The organism is Streptomyces sp. NPDC048002 (genome assembly GCF_040653275.1).
Lineage (GTDB): Bacteria > Actinomycetota > Actinomycetes > Streptomycetales > Streptomycetaceae > Streptomyces.
In genome coordinates this window covers 29,256-51,252 of sequence record NZ_JBEZNL010000041.1, presented here as the reverse complement: position 1 = coordinate 51,252, position 21,997 = coordinate 29,256, and the positions used below count along the sequence as shown (strand labels likewise).

The window sequence follows — 21,997 nt, the reverse complement described above, 5'->3', positions numbered from 1 at the left end:
GAACTGCGCGACCGCCCACGACGGCGCCGCGGACGACACACACCCCCGCCCCCACCGCCCCCACCCCCGAAAAACTCACCGCACCCGCGTCTCCGCGAACTCCTTCGCCCGCCGCAGCGTCGCCCGACTGTTCGCCCCCAACGCGTCCCGCACCGTCTCCCGCGCCCTGGGATCCGCGAGGATCACACTGTGCCGCGACGTGGCGAGCGTCGTACCGTCCGGCAGTGCCCGAAGCCGCCACTCCCCGGTGTGCGCGACCAGCACGGTGGCCGTACGGACCTGCTTGTACGCGATGCTCCCGGCCTCGGGCCGGCACACCCGCACCGACTCGCTCCGGTGCAGCGCCCCGTCGGGACCGCGGGTCTCCATGACCATCCGCTGAACGCCGGGCCCGGCCTCCGTGAGGTCCAGTGACGCCACGTGCGGCAGCCGCTCGGGCCAGCGGTCGGCGGCGTACAGGAAGCCGAACACGGCCTCGGGCGGCGCCTCGATGCGCAGCCTGTCCTCGAAGGTGTAGGGCGCCCTGGGATTCTCCGCGGCGATCCGCACCCCGGCCAGCTCCACCGGACTGTTCTGGTGCAGGGCGTGCAGCACGAAGTGCTCGTCCTCGAACGCCTCGAACTCGTGGTGGAGTTCGAGCAGCGTCTCATCGCCGCCGATGTCCTTCGCCAGCCAGCGTCCGCTCATCGACGCGAGCGGCGCGGCCGGTTCGTCCTGGCGGAAGTCGACGGTCAGCGCGTGCGGGTCGAGGACCCGCTCGGAGGTCCAGCTGCGGATCTCGGAGCCCGCGAACGCCCAGATGCGGATCCGTTCCCGCCCCTCGGCGCGGCTGCCCTCGACGTACTCGGTGTGGATGTTCGGCTCGAACATCAGCGGCCAGACGGTCACATCGGCGATCAGCGCGTGAACGGCTCGCGCGGGTGCGGCGATCCGCGTGGTGTGAACGGTGTTCGGCATGCCGGTCCCCTCCCTGTCCGGGTCGGTCGGTGGCTTCCCGGGCCGCCACGGACTTGGACGGCCCGGGGCGTGCGGGTGTGCCCGTCGCCCCGTCGTGCCGGGCGGAGCGTCAAGCCACCACCACGGCGGCCGAGTTGAATCCGCCGTGTCCGCGGGCCAGCACCAGCACGGCACGCAGGTCGACCGAGCGGGGCGCGCCGGTGACCAGGTCGAGGTGCCAGCCGTCCTTGGGCCGGTCCACGTGCGCGGCGGGCGGCAGCACTCCGTCGCGCAGCGCCAGCAGGGCCGCCACCAGGTCGAGCGTGGAGCCGCCGGCGCCGATCCGTCCGGTCATCGTCTTGGGGACGGCGACCGGCACTCCGTACGGTCCGAAGAGGTCGCCGATCACCTGGGCCTCGGCCTCGTCCAGGGCGGGCACCCCGGAGGCGTCGGCGAAGACCGCGTCGATGTCGCCGACGGCGAGGCCCGCGTCGTCCAGGGCGAGGCGGGCGGCCCGGCCGAGGTTGCCGGGTCCGGTCGGCGGGTCGAAGGCGGCCGCGTACCCGGCGACCTCGCCGAGGACCTCCGCGCCCCGTGCCTCGGCGGCCGCGCGTTCCTCCAGGACGACGTAGGCGGCGCCCTCGCCGGGGACGTAGCCGGAGGCGTCGGCGTGGAAGGGCAGGTAGGCGCGGGCCGGGTGGCCGACGGGGCTGACCCGGCCGGTGGCGAGGTGCCCGGCCCAGCCCAGCGGGCACAGTGCCGCGTCGGAGCCGCCGGCCAGCAGCACCCGGGTGTCGTCGCCGAGGAGGCGCCGGGCCTGCCCGACCGCGTCCAGGCCGCCGCACTGCTCGGTGACGAGGGTGCCGCTGGCGCCGCGCAGTCCGTGCCGGATGGAGACCTGGCCGGTGCAGGCCGCGTAGAACCAGGCGAAGGACTGGTACGCGCTGACGCTGTCGCTGCCGGTGCGCCACAGGGCGCCCATCTCGTGCTGCCCGAACTCGTAGCCGCCGGCCGAGCTGGCGGTGAACACTCCGGTGCCGAACTCCTCCAGGGCGGCCGGGTCGACGGCCGCGTCGTCCAGGGCCTCGGCGGCGGCGGCCAGCGCCAGCCGGGTGAAGCGGGCGGTCTGCGGCAGCAGCCGGCTGGGCACGTGGTGTTCGGGAACGAAGGAGGTGACCTCTCCGGCGACCGGGGTGCGGTCGACGGGGGCGTCCCGGGCCGGGCGCAGGGCGCTGACCCCGCGCAGGGTGGCCTGCCACCAGGCGCGGGTGCCGACGCCGTTGGGTGCGACGACGCCGAGTCCGGTGACGGCCGCGCGGATCCGGGCGGGCGGTGCGGCGGCGGCCTCGGCGCTCATGCGGGCTTCCTCAGGACGAGGGCGCTCTGGAGGCCACCGAAGCCACTGCCCACGCTGAGGACCGTGTCGAGGGGCTGAGCCCGCGCGGTCAAGGGCACGTAGTCGAGATCGCATTCCGGGTCCGGGGTGTGGAGGTTCGCGGTGGGCGGGACGGCTCCGTGCTCCAGGGCCAGGGCGCAGGCGGCCGCCTCCAGGGAGCCGATGGCGCCCAGCGAGTGGCCGATCATCGACTTGATGGAGCTGACCGGCACGTCGTGGGCGTGGGTGCCGAGGGCCTTCTTCAGCGCGGCGGTCTCGTGGACGTCGTTCTGCCGGGTCCCGGAGCCGTGCGCGTTGACGTAGTCGACGGCGTCGACGGGCAGCCGGGCCTCGTCGAGGGCGGCGGCGACCGCGGCGGCCAGCTCGGTGCCGTCGGAGCGCAGCCCCGTCATGTGGTAGGCGTTGCCGCGGGTGGCGAACCCGGCGATCTCGGCGTAGACGTGCGCGCCGCGGCGGCGGGCGTGCTCCTTCTCCTCCAGGACCAGGACGGCGCCGCCCTCGCCGAGCACGAATCCGTCCCGATGGAGGTCGAAGGGGCGGCACGCCTCGGACGGGTCGTCGCCCTCGTAGGGGGTGGTGGCCTTGATGGCGTCGAAGGAGGCGGCGGTGATGGCGCACACGGGTGCCTCGGCGGCCCCGGCCAGCATGATGTCGGCGGACCCCTCCGCGATGATGCCGGCGGCGTGGCCGATGGCGTCGAGTCCCGAGGTGCAGCCGGTGGAGACCAGGGCGACGGGTCCCTGGGCGGCGACGGTCCAGGCGACTTCGCGGGCGAGCGCGCTGGGCACCATGTAGTCGTACAACTGCGGTACGGCGTAGGTGGTGTCGGTGCGCCATTCGCGGCCCTCGTCGCTGAGCAGCGGGTAGGCGGCGTCCAGGCTGGTGGCCGCGCCGACCGCGCTGCCGATGCTGACGCCGGTGCGCAGCGGGTCGAGCCCGCCGAGGGCGAGACCGCTGTCGGCGACCGCCTCCCAGGCGCTCACCACGGCGAACTGGGCCGAGCGGTCCATCCGGTGGATCTCCCGGAGGCCGAGCCCGGCGGCCGCGGGGTCGAAGTCGACCTCGGCGGCGACCCGGGAGCGGTAGCCGGAGGCGTCGAAGAAGGTGATGTGGCGGGTCGCGGCCCGGCCGCCGGTCAGCAGCGCCCAGTAGTCCTTGGTGCCGATGCCTCCGGGGGCGACCACACCCAGCCCTGTGATCACTGCGCGTCGGGTCATGCGGCCGATGGTCGGTGCGCACGCTCAAGCGGCAGTGGAGCTGTGCCGGGGCGGGCGCGGGGGTCGGTCCGGCGATGGCCGAGGTGCGCCGGTCGGCACCGCCTTCCCCGGTGCACCGCTTCTTGACCACCCCTCTAGGCGGCGTACCCAGACTGCAACCGCCGTGGGCACCCCCCGAGAGAGAGGCAGAGGCTCGGTGACTGCAGTTCCTCACCCCAGCATCCATCCACCGGCGGCCTCGGACGCCTCCTCGCGGACCGAGCGGCTGTCCCGTGTGGTCATCCGGTTCGCGGGTGACTCCGGAGACGGTATGCAGCTGACGGGTGACCGGTTCACGTCGGAGACGGCGTCGTTCGGCAACGACCTTTCGACGCTGCCGAACTTCCCCGCCGAGATCCGCGCCCCCGCCGGCACCCTGGGCGGCGTCTCCTCGTTCCAGCTGCACTTCGCGGACCACGACATCCTCACGCCCGGCGACGCCGTGGACGTGCTGGTGGCGATGAACCCCGCGGCGCTGCGGACCAACCTGGCGGATCTGCGCGCGGGCGGTGAACTCCTCGTCAACAGCGACGAGTTCGACTCCCGCGCGCTGGCCAAGGCCGGTTACGAGCGCTCGCCGCTGGAGGACGACTCCCTGCAGGGGTACCGGCTGCACCCGGTGCCGCTGACCAGCCTCACCGTCGAGGCGCTGAAGGAGTTCGGGCTGACCCGCAAGGAGGCCCAGCGCGCGAAGAACATGTTCGCGCTCGGTCTGCTGTCCTGGATGTACCACCGGCCCACCGAGGGCACGGAGCGGTTCCTGCGGTCGAAGTTCGCGAAGAAGCCGCAGATCGCCGAGGCGAACATCGCCGCGTTCAAGGCGGGCTGGAACTTCGGTGAGACGACGGAGGACTTCGCGGTCTCCTACGAGATCGCCCCGGCCGCCGACGCCTTCCCGTCCGGCACCTACCGCAACATCTCCGGCAACCTGGCGCTGTCCTACGGGCTGCTGGCCGCCTCACGGCAGGCGGATCTGCCGCTGTTCCTGGGCTCGTACCCCATCACCCCGGCCTCCGACATCCTGCACGAGCTGAGCCGGCACAAGAACTTCGGGGTGCGCACCTTCCAGGCCGAGGACGAGATCGCGGCGGCGGGTGCGGCGCTGGGCGCGGCGTTCGGCGGCTCGCTCGCGGTGACCTCCAACTCCGGTCCCGGTATGGCGCTCAAGGGCGAGACGATCGGGCTGGCCGTGGCGCTGGAACTGCCGATGGTCATCGTGGACATCCAGCGCGGCGGGCCTTCGACGGGTCTGCCGACCAAGACCGAGCAGGCCGACCTGCTCCAGACGATGTACGGCCGCAACGGCGAGGCCCCGGTGCCGATCGTGGCGCCGCGGACCCCGGCGGACTGCTTCGACGCGGCCCTGGAGGCGGTCCGGATCGCGCTGACCTACCGCACCCCGGTGTATCTGCTCTCCGACGGCTACCTGGCCAACGGGGCCGAGCCGTGGCGGATCCCGGAGCAGCACGAACTGCCCGATCTGCGGGTGGACTTCGCGGACGGGCCCAACCACGTGCTGGAGGACGGCACCGAGGTCTTCTGGCCGTACAAGCGCGACCCGCTGACCCTGGCGCGGCCCTGGGCGATCCCGGGGACGCCGGGGCTTGAGCACCGCGTCGGCGGCATCGAGAAGCAGGACGGCACGGGGAACATCTCCTACGACCCCGCCAACCACGACTTCATGGTGCGCACCCGGCAGCGGAAGATCGACGGGATCTGGGTGCCGGACGTCGAGGTGGACGACCCGCACGGGGCGAACACGCTGGTGCTGGGGTGGGGTTCGACCTTCGGCCCGGTCACCGCGGCCGTGCGCCGGCTGCGGGCCGACGGGGAGCCGATCGCGCAGGCGCACCTGCGCCACCTCAGCCCCTTCCCGCGCAACCTCGGCGAGGTCCTCGCCCGTTACGAGCGGGTCGTGGTGCCGGAGATGAACCTCGGCCAGCTCGCCTCGCTGCTGCGGGCCCGCTATCTCGTCGACGTCCGCAGCCACACGCAGGTGAGCGGCATGCCCTTCAAGGCCGAGCAACTCGCCGCGGTTCTCAAGGAGGAGATCCATGCCGCTTGAACTGACGGCGCGTGACTTCAAGTCCGACCAGGAGGTCCGCTGGTGCCCGGGGTGCGGTGACTACGCGATCCTCTCGGCCGTGCAGGGCTTCATGCCCGAGGTCGGGGTGGCCCGCGAGAACATCGTCTTCATCTCCGGGATCGGCTGTTCCTCGCGCTTCCCGTACTACATGAACACCTACGGCATGCACTCCATCCACGGCCGCGCTCCCGCCATCGCCACCGGGCTGGCCGTGACCCGGCCCGATCTGTCGGTGTGGGTGGTGACCGGGGACGGCGACGCGCTGTCCATCGGCGGCAACCACCTCATCCACGCCCTGCGCCGGAACGTCAACCTCAAGATCCTGCTGTTCAACAACCGGATCTACGGCCTGACCAAGGGCCAGTACTCCCCCACCAGCGAGGTCGGGAAGGTCACCAAGTCGACGCCGATGGGCTCGCTGGACGCGCCGTTCAACCCGGTGTCGCTGGCCGTCGGCGCGGAGGCGTCCTTCGTCGCCCGCACCGTGGACTCCGACCGCAAGCACCTCACCGAGGTGCTGCGGGCGGCGCACCGCCATCCGGGCACCGCGCTGGTGGAGATCTACCAGAACTGCAACATCTTCAACGACGGCGCCTTCGAGGTCCTCAAGGACAAGGAGCGGGCGCAGGAGTCGGTGATCCGGCTGGAGCACGGCCGGCCGATCCGGTTCGGGACGGACGGCGCCAAGGGCGTCGTGCGCGACCCGGCCACCGGGGATCTGGCGGTGGTCGAGGTGACGCCGGACAACGAGGACCGGATCCTCGTCCACGACGCCCACGCCGCCTCCCCCACCACGGCCTTCGCCCTGTCCCGGCTGGCCGACCCGGACACGCTGCACCACACCCCGATCGGTGTCTTCCGGGACGTCGAACGGGCGGTCTACGACACGACGATGGCCGACCAACTGGACGCGGCCGTCGAGCAGAACGGCAAGGGCGACCTCGCGGCCGTCCTCGCCGGAAGCGACACCTGGAGCCGCTGACCCGGCTCCCGTCCCGCCCTCTGCCCTTGCGTAAGGAGAACCAGTGAGCACACTCGCTGCCGCCGACTCCGAGTGGTTGACCACCACAGTGATCGGCGGCGTGGCCCTGACCCTCCTGGTGGGCGTCGCGTTCGCCGCGGCCGCGCGCCGGATCCATCAGCCGGCCGTGGTGGGTGAGATCGCCGCGGGCATCTGCCTCGGCCCGAGTCTGCTCGGTCTGCTGCCGGGTGACCTGCCGGAGAAGTTCTTCCCGGCCGAGGCGCGGGCCCATCTGGGGACGGCGGCCCAGATCGGTCTGATCCTGTTCATGTTCGTCATCGGCTGGGAGTTCGACGCGACCAGCTTCAGCGGGCGCCGCAGGTCGACCGGCATCATCTGGCTGAGTTCGATCGCCTGCCCGCTGGCCCTGGGCATGGGACTGGCCGCGCTGCTGTACGGCACCTACGGCACGGTGAACGGCCAGTCGGTGGGGATGTTCGAGTTCACCCTGTATCTCGGGGTGGCCATGTCGATCACCGCCTTCCCGGTGCTGGCCCGGATCGTCGCCGACCAGGGGCTTCAGTTCAGCCGGGCGGGGGCGCTGTCGCTGGCGCTCGCCGCGGCCGACGACGTCCTGGCCTGGTGCATGCTCGCCCTGGTCGTGGCGCTGGTGACGGCCACCGGCACGGGCGCCTTCGTGACGATGCTGCTGTGGTCGCTGGTGTACGTCGCGGGGATGCTGTGGATCGTCAGGCCCCTGCTGCGCAGGCTCACCGGCAGGATGGCCGACTCGGCGCTCCAGTACGTGATGGTGCTCGCCGCGTGCGGGGCCTTCGGTTCGGCCTGGCTGACCTCCGAGATCGGCATCCACGCCATCTTCGGCGCGTTCTTCTTCGGCCTGGTGATGCCGCGCGACCGCCGGCTGATGCAGTCGGCCTTCGGGCCGATGGAGAAGACCAGCAAGCTGCTGCTGCCGCTGTTCTTCGTCGTGACCGGCCTGTCGGTCGACCTCACCACGATCACCGGGCAGGGTCTGCTGGCGATGGTGGCGGTGATCGCGGTGGCCTGCCTCGGCAAGCTCGGCGGGGTGGCGATCCCGGCGAAGCTGACCGGGATGAACTGGCGTGACGCCACCACGCTCGGGCTGTTGATGAACACCCGCGGTCTGACCGAGCTGGTGATCCTCAACGTCGGCCTCCAACTGGGCCTGCTGACGGTGGAGTTGTTCAGCGCGATGGTGATCATGGCGCTGGTCACGACGGCGATGGCGGCGCCGCTGCTGTCGATGCTGCTGGCCAAGCAGAACGAGCGCGCCCGCGAGGAACTTCTGAAGTCCCGGCCCGTGGTCCGTATCACCACGTCGTCGTCCCCAAAGTGACGGAAGGACAGGAACCCACCATGGACTTCGCCTGGACCGAGGAACAGCGTCAGGCGTACGACCGCACGCTGGCCGCCGTGCGTGAGGCGTTCCCCGCGGGGGACGGCACGGCCGGGTACTACGACCGGAGCGACTTCAAGCAGCTCGGGAAGCTCGGCCTGCTGGGCCTGTCCGTGCCGCTCGACTACGGCGGCGGCGGGCTCGGCGCCGTCGACACCGCCCTTCAGGTGGAGGCCCTCGGCCGCGGCTGCGACCGCACCGGACTGGTCTTCGGCGCCTCCGCGCACCTGTTCGCCTGTGCCATGCCGATCGTCGACTTCGGCAGCGAGACGCTGAAGTCCCGGGTGCTGCCCGGGATGTGCTCCGGTGAGCTGATCGCGGGCAACGCGATGACGGAGGACGAGGCCGGCTCCGACGTGTCCCGTCTGGCCACGGTCGCCGAGCGCACCGACGGCGGCTGGATCCTCAACGGCGAGAAGAGCTTCGTCACCAACGGGCCGGCCTCGGACGTGTTCACGACGTACGCGACCACCGACCCCAAGGCGGGCTATCTGGGCGTCACCGGGTTCGTGGTCGAGCGGGGCGCGCCCGGTCTGACGATCGGTGAGCCCTTCGAGAAGATGGGCATGGCCCATGTCCCGGCCGGGCGGCTGACGTTCGAGAACTGCTTCGTGCCGGACGACCAGGTCCTCGGCGCCGAGGGGCAGGGCGGTTTCATCTTCCAGCACTCGATGGGCTGGGAGCGGTGCTGCCTGTTCGCCGGGTTCCTCGGGCTCGCCGACCACCTGCTGGACCGGGCCGTCGAACACGCCCGCACCCGCAGGCAGTCGGGGCAGCGGATCTCCCGCTTCCAGGCGGTGTCGCACCGGATCGCGGACATGAAGCTGCGCACCGAGAGCGCCCGGCTGCTGCTGTACCGCGCCGCCTGGGAGATGGACCGGGGCGGCCCGGCCACGCTGTGGATCGCCCTGTCGAAGCTCGCCGTCTCCGAGGGCGTGCTGGCCACCGCGCTGGACACCGTCCGGCTCTTCGGCGGCCGCGGCTACCAGCGCGCCGAGGGCATCGAGGCCGCCCTGCGGGACGCGGTCCCCTCCGTCATCTTCTCCGGCACATCGGACATCCAGCGCGACATCATCTCCAGGGAGCTGGGACTATGAGCAGCAACGTCAGCCTGCACCGTCTGCTGTACGACTCCGCGCGGATCAGTCCGTACGCGGTGGCCGTGCACGGCGCGGACGGCCCCGTCGACTACCGCACGCTGGACCGGCGCGCGAACCGGTACGCCGCGGCCCTGCTGGAGAGCGGGGTCGGGGTCGGCGACCGGGTCGTCGTCTGGAGTCACAAGAGCGTCGACGCCATCGCCGTGATGCAGGCGGCGCTGCGCATCGGCGCCCTGTACGTGCCGGTGACCGGCTCCAACCCGCCGGCCCGGGTGGCCCGGATCGCGGCCGGCTGCGAACCGAAGCTGGTCGTGGCCGACGCGGGCGGGGTGGAGCGGGCCCGGGCGGTGGAGTTCGACGCGGCGCCGCTGGCCGGTTTCGAGGAGCTGTTCGAGCGGGCCGAGGACGGTGCCCGTCCGACGCTGTACCGCAACGAGCCCGACGACCCGGCGTACATCCTCTACACCTCGGGGTCCACGGGTGAGCCCAAGGGCGTGATGATCAGCCACCGCAACGCGCTGGCCTTCGTGGACTGGGCGGTCGCGGAGCTGGAGCTGAAGGTCTCCGACCGGCTGTCGAACCACGCGCCGTTCAACTTCGACCTGTCCGTCTTCGACCTGTACGCGGCCTTCGCCTCGGGCGCCTCGGTGCACCTGGTGCCCGAGGAACTGGCCTACGCCCCGCTCCAGCTGGCCGAGTTCATGCGCCAGCGGCTGATCACGGTCTGGTACTCGGTGCCGTCGGCGATCAGCCTGATGATGCGGGAGGGCGGGCTGCTGGAGGGTCCCCCGCCGCCGTCGCTGCGGGTCTGTCTCTTCGCCGGCGAGCCCTTCGCCATCCACCACGTCCAGGAGCTGCGCAAGAGCTGGCCCGGTGTGCGGCTGCTGAACTGGTACGGCCCGACCGAGACCAACGTCTGCACCTCCTACGAGGTCACCGAGGCCGACCTGGAGCGGGAGACCCCGCTGCCGATCGGCACGGCCTGCTCCGGGGACACCGTCACCCTCGACGGACCGGAGGGCGGTGAGGGCGAGGTCGTGGTCACCGGCCCGACGGTGATGCTGGGCTACTGGGGGCGCGGCCCCCACGAGGGCCCGTACCGCACCGGCGACATCGCCCGCCTGGACGCGGACGGAAACCTGGAGTACGTCGGTCGCCGCGACCACATGGTGAAGGTCCGCGGGAACCGGATCGAGCTGGGCGAGATCGAGGCGGCCATCGGCACGCTCGAATCCGTCGCCGAGGTCACGGTGCTGGTCATCGGCACCGGCCTCACGTCCCAACTGCACGCGGTCGTCGTCCCCTCGCCGGGTCAGCGGCCGTCCCTGCTCGCCATCAAACGCCGTTGTGCGGAAAGGTTGCCCACCTATATGAACATCGACCGTTTGCACATCGCCGAGGATCTTCCCCGGACACCCAACGGCAAGCTGCACCGGGCCGCGCTCGTCACGGCCGTCGAGGCGGGTGAGCTGTGATGCAGACCGCCATGCCCACGATGGCCTCGTCCGTCGACATCCAGCTGTTCCGTACCGTCATGGGTTCGCTGGCCAGCGGGGTCTCCATCGTGACCACGCTGGACAAGGAGGACGAGCCCCGCGGTCTGACCTGCTCCGCGGTGTGCAGTGTCTCCGTGGACCCGCCGCTGCTGCTGGCGAGCGTCAGCAACCGCAGCGGGACGCTCCGCGCGGTGCTGGACCGGGCCCAGTTCTCGGTCAACATCCTGGGCTCGCAGGGCCAGATGGCCTCGCAGCTGTTCGCCTCGGGCGCGACCGACAAGTTCGAGCGGGTCCGCTGGACGCCGGGCCCGGCGACGGGCACGCCCCTGCTGGCCGTCACCGTCGGCCACGCGGAGTGCGAGCTGCACGACGCGGTGGAGGCCGGCGACCACACCCTGCTGATCGGGCGGGTGGTCGGCGGCGGCACGGCGGAGGACCGCTTCCCGCTCACCTACTGGCGCGGCTCCTACGCCCGTCTCCTGCCCAACGGTTCCTGACACCCCGCCCTCCCGGCACCCCTCCCGGCCCGTCACCGATCCCGGTGGCGGGCCGCGGGCGTTCCTCCTCCCCCGCGCCTGCCGTGACAGGGCCCCGTACACACCGGTACGCCGCCCCCCTTGTGGGGAGGCGGCGTACCGGGTGGTGCCGGAGCCGGTCAGCGCGATGACGCCGAGGTGACCGACGTGACGTTGTCGCGGGTGAGCAGGCGGCGGAAGTCGGCGGGCGCCGAGGTCTTGACCCACCAGAGCATCTTCAGGCGCTTGGGGAGCGTGAAGTGGTAGACCTTCGCCGCCGGGTCGCCGAACGCGTACAGCGGCGGGATGAACTTCTCGCGGCGCAGCTCGGCGAAGATGCCGTCGGCCGCCGGCACCGCGGACAGCTCGCCCGCGCCGACCCGCTCGATGGTGCGCAGCGAGCGGTCGATGACGCCCCGCAGTCCCTCGGGGACGTCGAACCAGATGCCGCCCAGTTCGAAGCGCTCCACCGGCGTCCAGTCCCGCCCGGCGGAGGACTCGCAGTCCAGCCGGGCCCGCTTCAGCGAGAGGTCGGCGAGGATCTGCCAGAGCAGCCAGACCCGGGAGAAGGCGTTCCAGAGCTCGAACTCCCCGGCCGCGACGCGCGCGCAGCGCAGCCAGCGGTCGTTGAAGGCGTTCAGGTCGTCCTGGAAGGCGGCCACCCGGGCGAACGGCGCCGTCGCGAAGTCGTCGCGGCGCACCGCGGTGACGAGGACGCCGGCCAGCGCGTGCACGACCTCGGTGGCCATCGTGACGTCACGGGAGAGGAACAGGTCGTTGCGGGCCGCGGTGCGTTCCAGCGCGAACCAGCGGTCCCCGTACGTGCGGGAGGCGGTGCGCTGCCACAGCGGCTCGTTGACCCAGGGCCGGACGGCCGTCGCCGAGGCGAACTGCTGCTCCAGGTCGGGGAACTGCTCGACGACCGCGCGGAACGATTTCTCCGGGTCGTCCGGGAGGTGGTCCCAGCGGTCCGGGTCGAGGCTGAGGGTGACTCCGGTGGCGGGGTTGGAGCCCCCGGCGTGGTTGTCGAAGCGGACGAGCTGGATCCAGCCGCCGTCGAAGAGGTGGTGGACGGTGCCCTCGGACCAGGCGGTGGCGCGCGGGTAGTCCGCGGTGGGCCGCACCTCCTCGAAGGGCTTCACGCCGGTCATGTGGGTGGCGATGACCCGGGAGCGCAGGCCGAGCCGCGGCTCGGGGTCGTCGCCGCCGTTGCGCGCCACCAGGAAGGAGCCGGGGCCGCTGACGTCGACCAGGTAGCGGGCCTTCCAGACGTGCCCGTCGGTGGTCTCGACGCGCGCCCCGTCCTCCTCGGTCCAGGCGTCGGTGGCGTGCACCCCGTGGGAGAGCACGGCGGCGCCGTAGCGGTGCGCGATGCGCCGGGTGTACGCGTCGACGGTGCGCCGCTCCAGATGCCACTCGGCGTGCTCGCCGGGCACGTTGAACTGGACGCTCTCCTCGGGGTTCTGCGGCCGTCCGGGCCGGTGGTGGAGGAAGCCGAGGCTCTTCTTGACGCCGCTGTCCCGCCGGACGTCCGCCGGGAGGTCCGGGAACAGGCCGAAGGCGGCGATCTCCGGGATGTCGAAGCGTTTGGCCAGCAGCAGGAAGACCTCGGCCGTGTACGGCACGGTGGTCTCGCCGGACGGTTCGCTGCGGTCGTCGGCGCCGGGTACCACGAGCACCCGTACGCCCTGCCGGGCCAGGACGGCGGCGAGCAGGCCGCCGGCCATGGTTCCGCCGAGGACGGCGACGTCGTACCTCTCCCGGGGATCCGCGGGAGGAGCCGCGCGGTCGCCGGCAGGGGCGGTTCGGTTGATCTTCATGGGTTCAACTCCCCTCGGTTCACGGTTCACTCCCTGAAACGCGCGGGGGCGCCGGCCCCGCGGGGACCGGCGCCGGGGCGCGTGGTCAGAAGATGCGCTTGCCCCTCAGCTTCGCCTTGACGGCCTCACGTCCGTTGCCCTGCATCATCCGCTTGACGACCGGGTCGGCCTCGGTGGCCAGCCAGCGGGCGGTCTTCAGCAGGGTCTTGGGGCCCGGGATCATGAAGCGCAGGTCGCGCTCGGCGAACCCGAAGTTCTTCGGCACGAAGTTCACGGTCTCCAGCTGCTCGTAGATCGTGTCGGCCGCCTCGCGCGCGGTCCTCGTGCCGGCCTCGTAGTCGAGGACCTGGCCGATCATGAGGTCGTACAGCTCCTTGAAGCCGTCGTGGTCGGGCCAGTAGAGGCCGAGGTGCGGGGCCTTCTCCAGGTCCTTGAAGTGCTGCTCGTTGCCGTCCTTGAAGTACCTGAACAGGCCCTCGGAGAGCCGGTAGGTGCCGGCGTTGGCGCCCCAGGCCCACATCCGGTAGACGGCCGTCCACAGGTCGTAGTCGTTCCAGGAGATGAAGGAGGCGTTGACCAGCGAGTCGTTGTAGTCGAACAGGCCCTGCTGCATCCTGTCGACGTAGTCGAAGCGCTCGCGGGAGAAGTTGTCGTCCTTGACGGCCTCCAGCAGCCGCCAGGTGAGGCTGTTGATGGCCTCGGCGGTGTTGGACAGGCCGCGGGAGTACAGCGGGTCGATGAACCCGGCCGCGTGCGAGAGCAGGAACCAGCGGTCTCCGGCGCACTGCCGGGAGGAGTACTGGAGGCGGTCGGTGGAGGTCCAGTTGCGGACCGCGCGGGCGCCCTCGTACTGGCGGGCGATGTCCGGGAAGCGGGCCGCGTAGGAGTAGAACTCCTCCTCCGGCGTCATGTCCGCGGACTTGGGGTACTTGCGCGGGTCGAGGGTGAGGCCGACGCTGCACAGCGGGTTGCGGGACCACTCGTGGTTGTCGAAGCCGATGACCCAGAACCAGCCGCGCTCGAACATGTGGTGCACGGTGCCCTGGTACCAGGGCGAGGGCGGGGTGTCCTCCGGCGGGCGGTGGGTGAACAGCTCGTCGGTGGGCCGGACGTTGGTCATGTGGTTCCACATGGACCGGGAGTGGTGCAGGAAGCGGCAGGGGTCTTCGCGGAGGTTGAACTTGTCCGCGAGCGGCGAGCGGTAGCCACTGGCGTCCACGACGTAGCGGGCCCGGTACTGCTCGCCCTCGGCGGTGCTCAGGGTGACCCCGCTGTCGTCGAAGTCGACGTCCGCGACCCGGAAGTTCTGCCGGGAGTGCGCGCCGTACTTCAGGGCCACGTGGAACATGTACGAGTCGGTGTCCTGGCGGTACAGGTGGCTCGCCTCGTGCAGCAGGCCCGGGGTCCCGAACTGGTTGACCTCCTTGGCGTCCTGGTCCTCGCCCTCGTGGTGCAGCAGGAAGCTGAAGTGCTTCTTCACACCGAACTTGGGGCCGAGCACCTTGGTGCTGTTGGTGAAGGTGGCGAGCGTCTTGATCTCCGGCACGTCGTAGCGCTCGGCGATCGTCCGCAGGCAGACCAGGGTGTAGGGAATCGTGGACTCGCCGATGGCGAAGCGCGGGTGCGCGGAGGCGTCCAGGAGCAGGACCTTCACGCCGTTGCGGGCCAGGACCGCGGCGAGCATGGAGCCGGCGATGCCGGATCCCAGGATCGCCACGTCGTACACCGGCGGCGGGCCGGTGACCAGGGCGGGGCTTTCGGACACGGGAACTCCTCTGGCTTGTCGGGCTGCTGGTCTTCTTCGGTCCGGTTCGGGTGCGGTCACTCGGGCTCGGGCACCCGGAAGGCCCGTCCGATCACCGGCCAGCCCGCGGCCATGTGCTTGAGTTCCTCGGCGAGTTGGAACTCGCTGCGGTCGAAGCGCTTCTTCATGAAGAGCGTGAGCCCTTCCCAGGTCAGGTCGCCGATCTCCTTGGGCGCCCTGGTCCGCGACCAGCGCAGCGTCTTCGCCAGCTTGATCGGGTTCACCTCGGTCCAGTGGACGTCGGGGTCGTCCAGGCCGAACACCGGCGGGATGAAGTCGGCCTTGCCGAGCAGCCCCATGATGTGCTCGGAGGCCTCCCGGTGGTCGCGGCGGTTGTTCTGGACGTCCTGGATCGCCTCGCTCATCCCCTTGAGCAGCTCACGGGCGGGCGCGTAGTCGGGGATGGCCCCGTTGGGCGCCTGGCGCTCCAGCCGGTCCAGGACCTTCGGGTCGTGCTTCTCCAGGTACTTGGCGTAGGCCCGGTTGATCTCGAAGGTGGCGAGCGCCTGGCTGAGCACCCAGGAGCGGTAGTAGGCGTTCCAGAGGAACCAGCTCTTGGTGCCGGTGTAGGCGTTGGCGACCAGGTCGTCGTTGAAGTCGAGCAGGCCCTGCTCCAGTTCCTGGACGTACTCGAACCGCTCGACGGCGAAGTCGTCGTCCTTGATGGCGTCCAGCAGGCGCCAGGTCAGGGCGTGGATGATCTCCATGGTGTTGGAGAGCCCGCGGGAGAAGAGGGCGTCGACGAAGCCGGCCGCGTGCGAGGTCAGGCACCAGCGGTAGCCGACCGTCTGCTTGGAGGAGTACTGGAGCCGGTCGGTGCGGACCCAGTCGCGGACCGTGATGGAGTCCTCGAACTGCGGGGCGATGTCGGGGTACTTGGCGATGAAGCGGCGGAACTCCTCCTCGGGGGAGCAGTCCGGCACGGGGTGGATGCGCGGGTCGAGGTTGAGGCCGACGCTGCACAGCGGGTTGGTGGCGCGCGGGTGGTTGTCGAAGGGGATGACCCACATCCAGCCGCCCTCGAACATGTGGTGCAGGGTGCCCTCGCTCCACGGGCTGGGGTTCTTGTGGCTGCCCTTGGGGACGGTGTCCTCGTAGGGCTTCACATTGATCATGTGGGTGAACAGCGAGCGCGACTGGTGGCGGAGCCGGCTGGGCTCCTCGCGCAGGCCGAACTTCTCGGCCAGCGGGGAGCGGTGGCCGCTCGCGTCCACCACGAACTTCACCCGCACCGGGTCGCCGTGGGTCGGTATGACGGTGACGCCGTCGTCGTCGAACTCCGCGTCGACGATCTTCGTCTGCTGGCGGACGTCGGCCCCGTACTTGATGGCCACGGCCAGCATCCAGGCGTCGACGTCCTGGCGGAAGAAGTGGTTCTCGGTGTGGGTGATCTTCGGGATCGGGAACATGTTCGTTTCGAGCGGGTTCTGACGGGCGCCCTCGCGGTGGTAGAGGAACCCGAAGTTCCGCTTGACCCCGCAGTTGGTGGAGATCTTCGACTGCACGGACTCGAACGTGGTCAGCCACTTGATCTCGGGAACGTCGTACCGCTCGCTGACCAGCCGCATCAGCATCGAGGTGTACGGGATGGTGGACTCGCCGATGGCGAAACGGGGGTGGTTGCCCGCGTCGAGGACGAGCACCTTCGCGCCGTTGCGGGCAAGGCAGGCGGCCAGCGTGGTCCCCGCCAGACCCGACCCCAGGATGGCCACGTCGTACTGCGGCGACGTAGGGTGCTTCGAGCGAGTCGGCATGAGCCTCTCCTTGGTCGATCCGGGCATCCGTTGCGGGCAAGTTAGAGCCACCGACTCAAGCCCCACTCAGCCACCGCTCAGGGCGGCCGCCCACCGGGCACGACCGTGTCCACGGTGTGCCGCCGCCGTCGTGGGGCGGCGGCACGGTCCGTGCGGGATGCCGGATCAGCCCTGGATCCAGCGGAGATAGGTGTGGGACAGCTGGGCCCTGGCGTGCTCGCGCGAGCCCGCCCAGGCGCAGTAGCCGTCGGGGCGGATCAGCACCACCTCGGGCTTGCGCCAGGGTCCGGATTCGGCCACGATCCGCCCGCCGATCCTCAGCAGGCCGCCGTCCGTCCCGGACTCCGACGGCAGCAGCGGGGCGCCGTCGGTGCGGTCGAGGAGCACGAAGCCGCCCTTGCGCATCTCCTGGTGCAGCTTCCGGGGGCGGCCTGACCCGGCGATCGTGAGATCGGGGACCCGGGTGCCCACGAGCGGCGGGGCCCCGACGGCCGCGGCCATCGTCGGGTAGGAGGTGGCGATGCCCGACAGGTGCCCGACCGCGAGCCGGTGGGTCACCGGTACCCGGCTGGCCACGGACATCACGGTCTTGCGGGCGATCCGCGCGGGCAGCCGGTCGGAGGTCATCATGCGGGTGGCGATGTCCGTCACCTTGATGACGCCCTGGGAGACCCGGCGCCGTTCCAGCGCGAAGGTGTCGAGCAGGTCGTCGGCGGCCCGGCCGTTGACCACGGCGGCCAGCTTCCAGCCGAGGTTCATGGCGTCCTGGATGCCGAGGTTGAGGCCCTGCCCGCCGAGCGGGGAGTGCACGTGCGCGGCGTCGCCGGCGATGATCATGCGCCCCTTGCGGTAGAACGACGCCTGCCGCTCCTGGATGTGGAAGCGGGAGGTCCACAGCGGTTCGCTCGGCCGCATGTTCCGGCCGAACAGCTTGGCCAGGGTCTGGTCGACCTCGGCGAGCGTGACGGGATCGTCCGACCAGGGCTTGTCCCGGTCGATCACGCCCATGCGGTACCAGCCGTTGCCGAAGTCGGTCGCCACGACCAGCCCGGCGCGGCCGACGCGGATCAGCAGCTGGTCGTCGAGCGGAACGCCCAGCTTCACATCGGCCACGATGATCGTGTACGGGTAGGTGGCGCCGGTGAACTCGGCGCCCATCGCCTCCCGCACCCGGCTGCGCGAGCCGTCGCAGCCGACCAGGTAGGAGGCGCTCTCCTCCCAGGTCCGGCCGTCCTGTTCCAGGGTCACCGTCACCGACCGGCCGGACTGCCGGCAGTCGGTGACGCTGACCCCGCGGTCCACGACGACCCCGAGTTCGGTGGCGCGCTTCTCCAGGATCTCCTCGGTCTCTCCCTGCGGAATGATGGTCAGTTGTCCGTAGTCGGTGGCGAGTTCGCCCATGTCGAAGAGGGAGGAGCCGAGCGACACCCGTACCTGCGGGATGGGGTTGGCGCGGGCCAGCACCTCCTCGGCCATCCCGCGCATGTTGAGGACCTCCATGGTCCTTCCGTGCAGCCCGAGGGCCCGGGACTCCCTGGTGCGGTCCTGACGGCGTTCGACGACGCGGCAGCGCACACCTGCCATGGCGAGTTCGCCCGCCAGCATCAGCCCCGTGGGGCCGGCGCCGGCGACTATGACGTCGAAAGCGGGGGTCTTCTCGTCCAAAACAATGACCTCTCAATCCGGTTGCCGGGAGGGACGGCCGACGCGACGGCGTCGGTGCCGACGGCCGGGTGGGCGCGAGGCGGCGACTCCCCCGCGGAACGCGCCCGTCCTTCGACCTGGGCGCGACCGCGGCGCGAGCGCCACCTCGCATGATCCGTTCCGCCATGTGGATGGCCCGGGTCGGCCGACCCGGAGTTGCGGCCGGCGGGACTGGGCATCCCGCCGACCGCGGGCGGCCTCCCGCGGACCTCAGAAGATCCGTTTTCCTCGCACGAAGTGCTTGATCGCCTCGACCGCCGTGCCGACCATGTAGGGCCGCATGTCGGCGGGCGCCTTGGTACGGGACCAGAGCAGCATGTTGCGCAGCCTCGACGGGCTGGGGTCGATGAACCTCACGTCGCGCTGCGCGATCTGCAGGGACGGAGGGATCCAGTCGGCCTTGCGCATCGTGGCGAACAGCCGGTCGGCGGCGTCCTGGGAGCTCATCTCGCCGGCCTCGACCGCCTCGCAGTAGTCGGCGGCCTCGTCGAAGATCTCCCGGTACTCCCGCTTGTCCGGCCACCACAGTCCGGGGTTCGGTACGTCCTCCATGCCCCGCCAGATCTCGTGGTCGTCGTGGTTCCGGCGTGCCTTGAGGTCCTCGTGGATGACGCGGAAGGCCCCGGGCAGCGAGCCGTAGCTCCAGATCCGGAACACGGCGTTCCAGAGGTCGTAGTCGGAGAAGCTGATGAACGCGGAGTTGACCAGGCGGTCGTTGAAGTACAGGAGGTTCTGTTCGAGCTGCTCGACGTACTCGAACTGGGCCGGGTCGAAGTCGTCCCGCTTCAGCGCCCGGATCAGGCGCCAGGCGAGCACGTTGAGGATCTCGGCGGTGTTGGACAGTCCGCGCGAGAACAGCGGGTCCACGAAGCCGGCCGCGTGCGGCAGCAGCACCCAGCGCTCACCGACGACCTGCCGGGAGGAGTACTGGAGCCGCCCGGTGCCCACCCAGGGGCGGACGGCGCGCGCCCCGGCCAGCTGCCGCTTCACCAGCGGGAACCGGTCGACGTGGTGCCAGAACTCCTCCTCGGGTGTCACGTCGGAGGGCTGGGGGTAGCGCCGGGGGTCGAGCTGGAGGCCCACGCTGCACAGGGCGTTGGTGCTCTTGGGGTGGTTGTCGAACGGGATGATCCAGAACCAGCCGCGCTCGAACATGTGGTGCATCGTGCCCTCGTGCCAGGGCCGCGGGGGGACGTCGTCGGGGCCCATACGGACGTGGTCGTCGACCCGGTCCACGTTGATCATGTGGGTGAAGATCGAGCGGGCGTGGTGCTTGAGCTTGGTCGGCTCGTCGCGCAGGCCCAGCTGGTCCGCGAGCGGGGAGCGGAACCCGCTGCCGTCGACGACGAAGCGGGCCCGGTGCGTGGTGCCGTCCACGCCGATGACGGTGACGCCCTCGTCGTCGAAGTCGACCTTCTCCACGCGGTAGTTCTGCTGCGCGGCGCAGCCGTACTTGAGCGCCACGTGGAAGAGGTACTGGTCGATGTCCTGGCGGAAGTAGTGGCTGGCCAGGTGGAGGACCTTGGGCAGCCGGAACTGGTTGATCTCCCGCGGGTCGGGCTCCTGGCCGTCGCGGTGGATCATGAAGCCGAAGTGCCGCTTCAGCCCGGACGAGGTACTGATGTACTCGTTGCACTCCTCAAGGCTGCCGAGATGCCCGATCTCCGGCACACCGTAGCGGTGCGCCAGCATCCTGAGATGGACGAGGGTGTAGCCCACGGTGGACTCGCCGATGGCGAACCGCGGGTGCGACCCTGCGTCCAGGAGCAGAACCTTGTTTCCGGCCTTGGCCAGGATGGCGCCGAGGACGGAACCGGCTAAGCCCGTCCCTAAGACGACCACGTCGTAGGTGGTGCCGGACTGCTGCTTCATCTCACTCCTCCGTTGGGTGATCCTCAGCTCGCACTGGCGGAACGCCGCTTGATGACCTGTCCGACGACGGGCCAGTACGCGGCGATGTGCTTCAGCTCCTCGGTGACCTTGAACTCCTCCTTGTCGAACCGCTTGCGCAGGAACAGCGTGAGCCCGTCGTGGACCAGGTCCCCGATCTCGTCCGGCGCGCCCGTCTTCGCCCACCGCAGCGTCTGGAGGACCTTGAGCGTCGAGGCGTCCGTCCAGTGGTTGTCGGGGTCGGCGAGACCGAAGGCGGGCGGTACGAAGTCCGCCGCGCGCAGTTGCGCCAGGATCTCCTCCGAGGCGTCCCTGGGGTCGAGGGAGCCCTTCTGGACCTCCTGCACGAGGGTGCTGACGTTCTTCAGCAGCCGGCGGACCGGCGCGTAGTCGGGGATGGCGCCGTCGGGGGCCTGGCGCTCCAGCCGGGCGAGTCCGGCCGGGTCCCGGTCGTCCAGGTAGGTGGCGTAGGCGCGGTTGATCTCGAACGTGGCGAGGATCTGACCGAGCGACCACACCCTGAACCAGGCGTTCCACAGGAACCAGTTGCCGAACGAGGTGTACGCGTTGGCGACCAGGTCGTCGTTGAAGTCGAGCAGGCCCTGTTCCAGCTCCTGGACGTACTCGAACCGCTCGACGGCGAAGTCGTCCTCCTTGATGGCGTCCAGCAGCCGCCAGCCCAGCGCGTGGATGATCTCCATGGTGTTGGAGAGCCCGCGGGAGAAGAGGGCGTCGACGAAGCCGGCCGCGTGCGAGGTCAGGCACCAGCGGTAGCCGACCGTCTGCTTGGAGGAGTACTGGAGCCGCCCGGTGCGCACCCAGTCGCGGGTGGCGACCGCGCCCTCGAACTGCGGGGCGATGTCCGGGTACTTGGCGATGAAGCGGCGGAACTCCTCCTCCGGGGTGCAGTCCGGGGTCGGGTGGATCCGCGGGTCGAGGTTGAGGCCGACGCTGCACAGCTGGCTGGTGGCCAGCGGGTGGTTGTCGAAGGGGATGACCCACATCCAGCCGCCCTCGAACATGTGGTGCAGGGTGCCCTCGCTCCACGGGCTGGGGTTCTTGTGCGTGCCCTTGGGGAGCGTGTCCTCGTACCGCTTCACGCCGATCATGTGCGTGAAGAGCGAGCGCGACTGGTGGCGGAGCCGGCTGGGCTCCTCGCGCAGGCCGAACTTCTCGGCCAGCGGCGAGCGGTGGCCGCTGGCGTCCACGATGAACTTCACCCGCACCGGGTCGCCGTGGTCGGGGATGACGGTGACGCCGTCGTCGTCGATGTCGACGTCGACGATCCGCGTCTGCTGGCGCACCTCGGCGCCGTACTTGATGGCGACGTTCAGCATCCAGGCGTCGGTGTCCTGGCGGTAGAAGTGGTTCTCGGTGTGGGTGATCTTCGGGATCGGGAACATGTTCGTCTCCAGCGGGTTCTGCCGCGCCCCTTCGCGGTGGTAGAGGAACCCGAAGTTGCGCTTGACCCCGCTGTTGGTGGAGATCTTCGACTGCACCGCCTCGAAGGTGGTCAGCCACTTGACCTCCGGCACGTTGTACCGCTCGCTGACCAGCCGCATCATCATCGAGGTGTACGGGATGGTCGACTCGCCGATGGCGAAGCGGGGGTGGGTGCCCGCGTCCACGACGAGCACCTTGGCCCCGCCCTGGGCGAGACAGGCCGCCAGCGTGGTGCCGGCCAGGCCGGACCCCAGGATGGCCACGTCGTACTGGGGTGAAGGCATAAGGCTCTCCTTGGTCGGATTCAGCCGATGGGGCGTCTGATCCGGCCAAGCTAGAAGCAGTGCCTCAAAGGGCACTCAGATCCCGGTCAGGTTGAACGTAAATCCGTGTACGGG

General features: G+C 70.6%; 15 protein-coding genes. 6 read left to right on the top strand and 9 right to left on the bottom strand.

What is annotated here, in order from left to right; all coding sequences use genetic code 11:
- Positions 1-75: 75 nt before the first annotated feature.
- From AB0E07_RS33290 to AB0E07_RS33280, 3 genes are all read right to left on the bottom strand, one after another.
- A complete protein-coding gene (locus AB0E07_RS33290; protein ID WP_362260475.1) occupies positions 76-957 on the bottom strand; it encodes an aromatase/cyclase in 882 nt (293 codons plus the stop codon).
- Between the two features lie 109 nt (positions 958-1,066).
- Positions 1,067-2,293, bottom strand: coding sequence for a beta-ketoacyl synthase N-terminal-like domain-containing protein (locus tag AB0E07_RS33285; RefSeq protein WP_362260473.1), 1,227 nt, complete (start codon positions 2,291-2,293; stop codon positions 1,067-1,069).
- On the bottom strand, positions 2,290-3,549 hold the full coding sequence (locus tag AB0E07_RS33280; protein WP_362260471.1) for a beta-ketoacyl-[acyl-carrier-protein] synthase family protein: 1,260 nt from the start codon (positions 3,547-3,549) through the stop codon (positions 2,290-2,292). The genes AB0E07_RS33285 and AB0E07_RS33280 overlap by 4 nt, the downstream gene beginning before the upstream one ends.
- A 220-nt stretch (positions 3,550-3,769) precedes the next feature.
- Here AB0E07_RS33280 and AB0E07_RS33275 point away from each other — a divergent pair, with 220 nt between their 5' ends.
- The 6 genes from AB0E07_RS33275 to AB0E07_RS33250 are packed head-to-tail and all read left to right on the top strand — an operon-like array spanning position 3,770 to position 11,166.
- Positions 3,770-5,653: a 2-oxoacid:acceptor oxidoreductase subunit alpha gene (locus tag AB0E07_RS33275; RefSeq protein WP_362260511.1), complete on the top strand. Its 1,884-nt coding sequence runs from the start codon at positions 3,770-3,772 to the stop codon at positions 5,651-5,653.
- Positions 5,643-6,656, top strand: a complete 1,014-nt coding sequence (locus AB0E07_RS33270; protein ID WP_362260469.1) for a 2-oxoacid:ferredoxin oxidoreductase subunit beta — start codon at positions 5,643-5,645, stop codon at positions 6,654-6,656. Before AB0E07_RS33275 ends, AB0E07_RS33270 begins: the two co-directional genes overlap by 11 nt.
- A 43-nt stretch (positions 6,657-6,699) precedes the next feature.
- A complete protein-coding gene (locus tag AB0E07_RS33265) occupies positions 6,700-8,013 on the top strand; it encodes a cation:proton antiporter (protein ID WP_362260467.1) in 1,314 nt (437 codons plus the stop codon).
- A 20-nt stretch (positions 8,014-8,033) separates the two neighbouring features.
- Entirely contained in the window at positions 8,034-9,170 is a 1,137-nt protein-coding gene (locus tag AB0E07_RS33260) for an acyl-CoA dehydrogenase family protein (protein ID WP_362260465.1), read from the top strand.
- Positions 9,167-10,648 carry an amino acid adenylation domain-containing protein gene (locus AB0E07_RS33255; RefSeq protein ID WP_362260463.1) on the top strand — a complete coding sequence of 494 codons (1,482 nt, stop codon included), beginning with the start codon at positions 9,167-9,169 and terminating at the stop codon, positions 10,646-10,648. Before AB0E07_RS33260 ends, AB0E07_RS33255 begins: the two co-directional genes overlap by 4 nt.
- Positions 10,648-11,166: a flavin reductase family protein gene (locus AB0E07_RS33250; RefSeq protein ID WP_362260461.1), complete on the top strand. Its 519-nt coding sequence runs from the start codon at positions 10,648-10,650 to the stop codon at positions 11,164-11,166. The genes AB0E07_RS33255 and AB0E07_RS33250 overlap by 1 nt, the downstream gene beginning before the upstream one ends.
- 158 nt (positions 11,167-11,324) lie before the next feature.
- On the opposite strand, the gene AB0E07_RS33245 is transcribed toward AB0E07_RS33250, so the two are convergent.
- The 6 genes from AB0E07_RS33245 to AB0E07_RS33220 form a co-directional block, all read right to left on the bottom strand.
- Positions 11,325-13,004, bottom strand: coding sequence for a tryptophan 7-halogenase (locus AB0E07_RS33245; protein ID WP_362260459.1), 1,680 nt, complete (start codon positions 13,002-13,004; stop codon positions 11,325-11,327).
- Between the two features lie 85 nt (positions 13,005-13,089).
- A complete protein-coding gene (locus tag AB0E07_RS33240) occupies positions 13,090-14,769 on the bottom strand; it encodes a tryptophan 7-halogenase (RefSeq protein WP_362260457.1) in 1,680 nt (559 codons plus the stop codon).
- Between the two features lie 56 nt (positions 14,770-14,825).
- On the bottom strand, positions 14,826-16,562 hold the full coding sequence (locus tag AB0E07_RS33235) for an NAD(P)/FAD-dependent oxidoreductase (RefSeq protein ID WP_362260455.1): 1,737 nt from the start codon (positions 16,560-16,562) through the stop codon (positions 14,826-14,828).
- A 165-nt stretch (positions 16,563-16,727) separates the two neighbouring features.
- A complete protein-coding gene (locus AB0E07_RS33230) occupies positions 16,728-18,227 on the bottom strand; it encodes an FAD-dependent monooxygenase (RefSeq protein WP_362260453.1) in 1,500 nt (499 codons plus the stop codon).
- A 249-nt stretch (positions 18,228-18,476) separates the two neighbouring features.
- A complete protein-coding gene (locus tag AB0E07_RS33225; protein WP_362260451.1) occupies positions 18,477-20,138 on the bottom strand; it encodes a tryptophan 7-halogenase in 1,662 nt (553 codons plus the stop codon).
- A gap of 23 nt (positions 20,139-20,161) precedes the next feature.
- Positions 20,162-21,883 (bottom strand): tryptophan 7-halogenase, encoded by a 1,722-nt coding sequence (locus AB0E07_RS33220; protein WP_362260449.1) that lies wholly within the window; start codon positions 21,881-21,883, stop codon positions 20,162-20,164.
- Positions 21,884-21,997 lie beyond the last annotated feature (114 nt).

What these genes read in the sequence shown, in the direction of transcription:
- AB0E07_RS33290 (WP_362260475.1), bottom strand. Translation starts at nt 957, where the DNA reads ATGCCGAACACCGTTCACACCACGCGGATCGCCGCACCCGCGCGAGCC.
- AB0E07_RS33285 (WP_362260473.1), bottom strand. Translation starts at nt 2,293, where the DNA reads ATGAGCGCCGAGGCCGCCGCCGCACCGCCCGCCCGGATCCGCGCGGCC.
- AB0E07_RS33280 (WP_362260471.1), bottom strand. Translation starts at nt 3,549, where the DNA reads ATGACCCGACGCGCAGTGATCACAGGGCTGGGTGTGGTCGCCCCCGGA.
- AB0E07_RS33270 (WP_362260469.1), top strand. Translation starts at nt 5,643, where the DNA reads ATGCCGCTTGAACTGACGGCGCGTGACTTCAAGTCCGACCAGGAGGTC.
- AB0E07_RS33260 (WP_362260465.1), top strand. Translation starts at nt 8,034, where the DNA reads ATGGACTTCGCCTGGACCGAGGAACAGCGTCAGGCGTACGACCGCACG.
- AB0E07_RS33255 (WP_362260463.1), top strand. Translation starts at nt 9,167, where the DNA reads ATGAGCAGCAACGTCAGCCTGCACCGTCTGCTGTACGACTCCGCGCGG.
- AB0E07_RS33250 (WP_362260461.1), top strand. Translation starts at nt 10,648, where the DNA reads ATGCAGACCGCCATGCCCACGATGGCCTCGTCCGTCGACATCCAGCTG.
- AB0E07_RS33245 (WP_362260459.1), bottom strand. Translation starts at nt 13,004, where the DNA reads ATGAAGATCAACCGAACCGCCCCTGCCGGCGACCGCGCGGCTCCTCCC.
- AB0E07_RS33235 (WP_362260455.1), bottom strand. Translation starts at nt 16,562, where the DNA reads ATGCCGACTCGCTCGAAGCACCCTACGTCGCCGCAGTACGACGTGGCC.
- AB0E07_RS33225 (WP_362260451.1), bottom strand. Translation starts at nt 20,138, where the DNA reads ATGAAGCAGCAGTCCGGCACCACCTACGACGTGGTCGTCTTAGGGACG.
- AB0E07_RS33220 (WP_362260449.1), bottom strand. Translation starts at nt 21,883, where the DNA reads ATGCCTTCACCCCAGTACGACGTGGCCATCCTGGGGTCCGGCCTGGCC.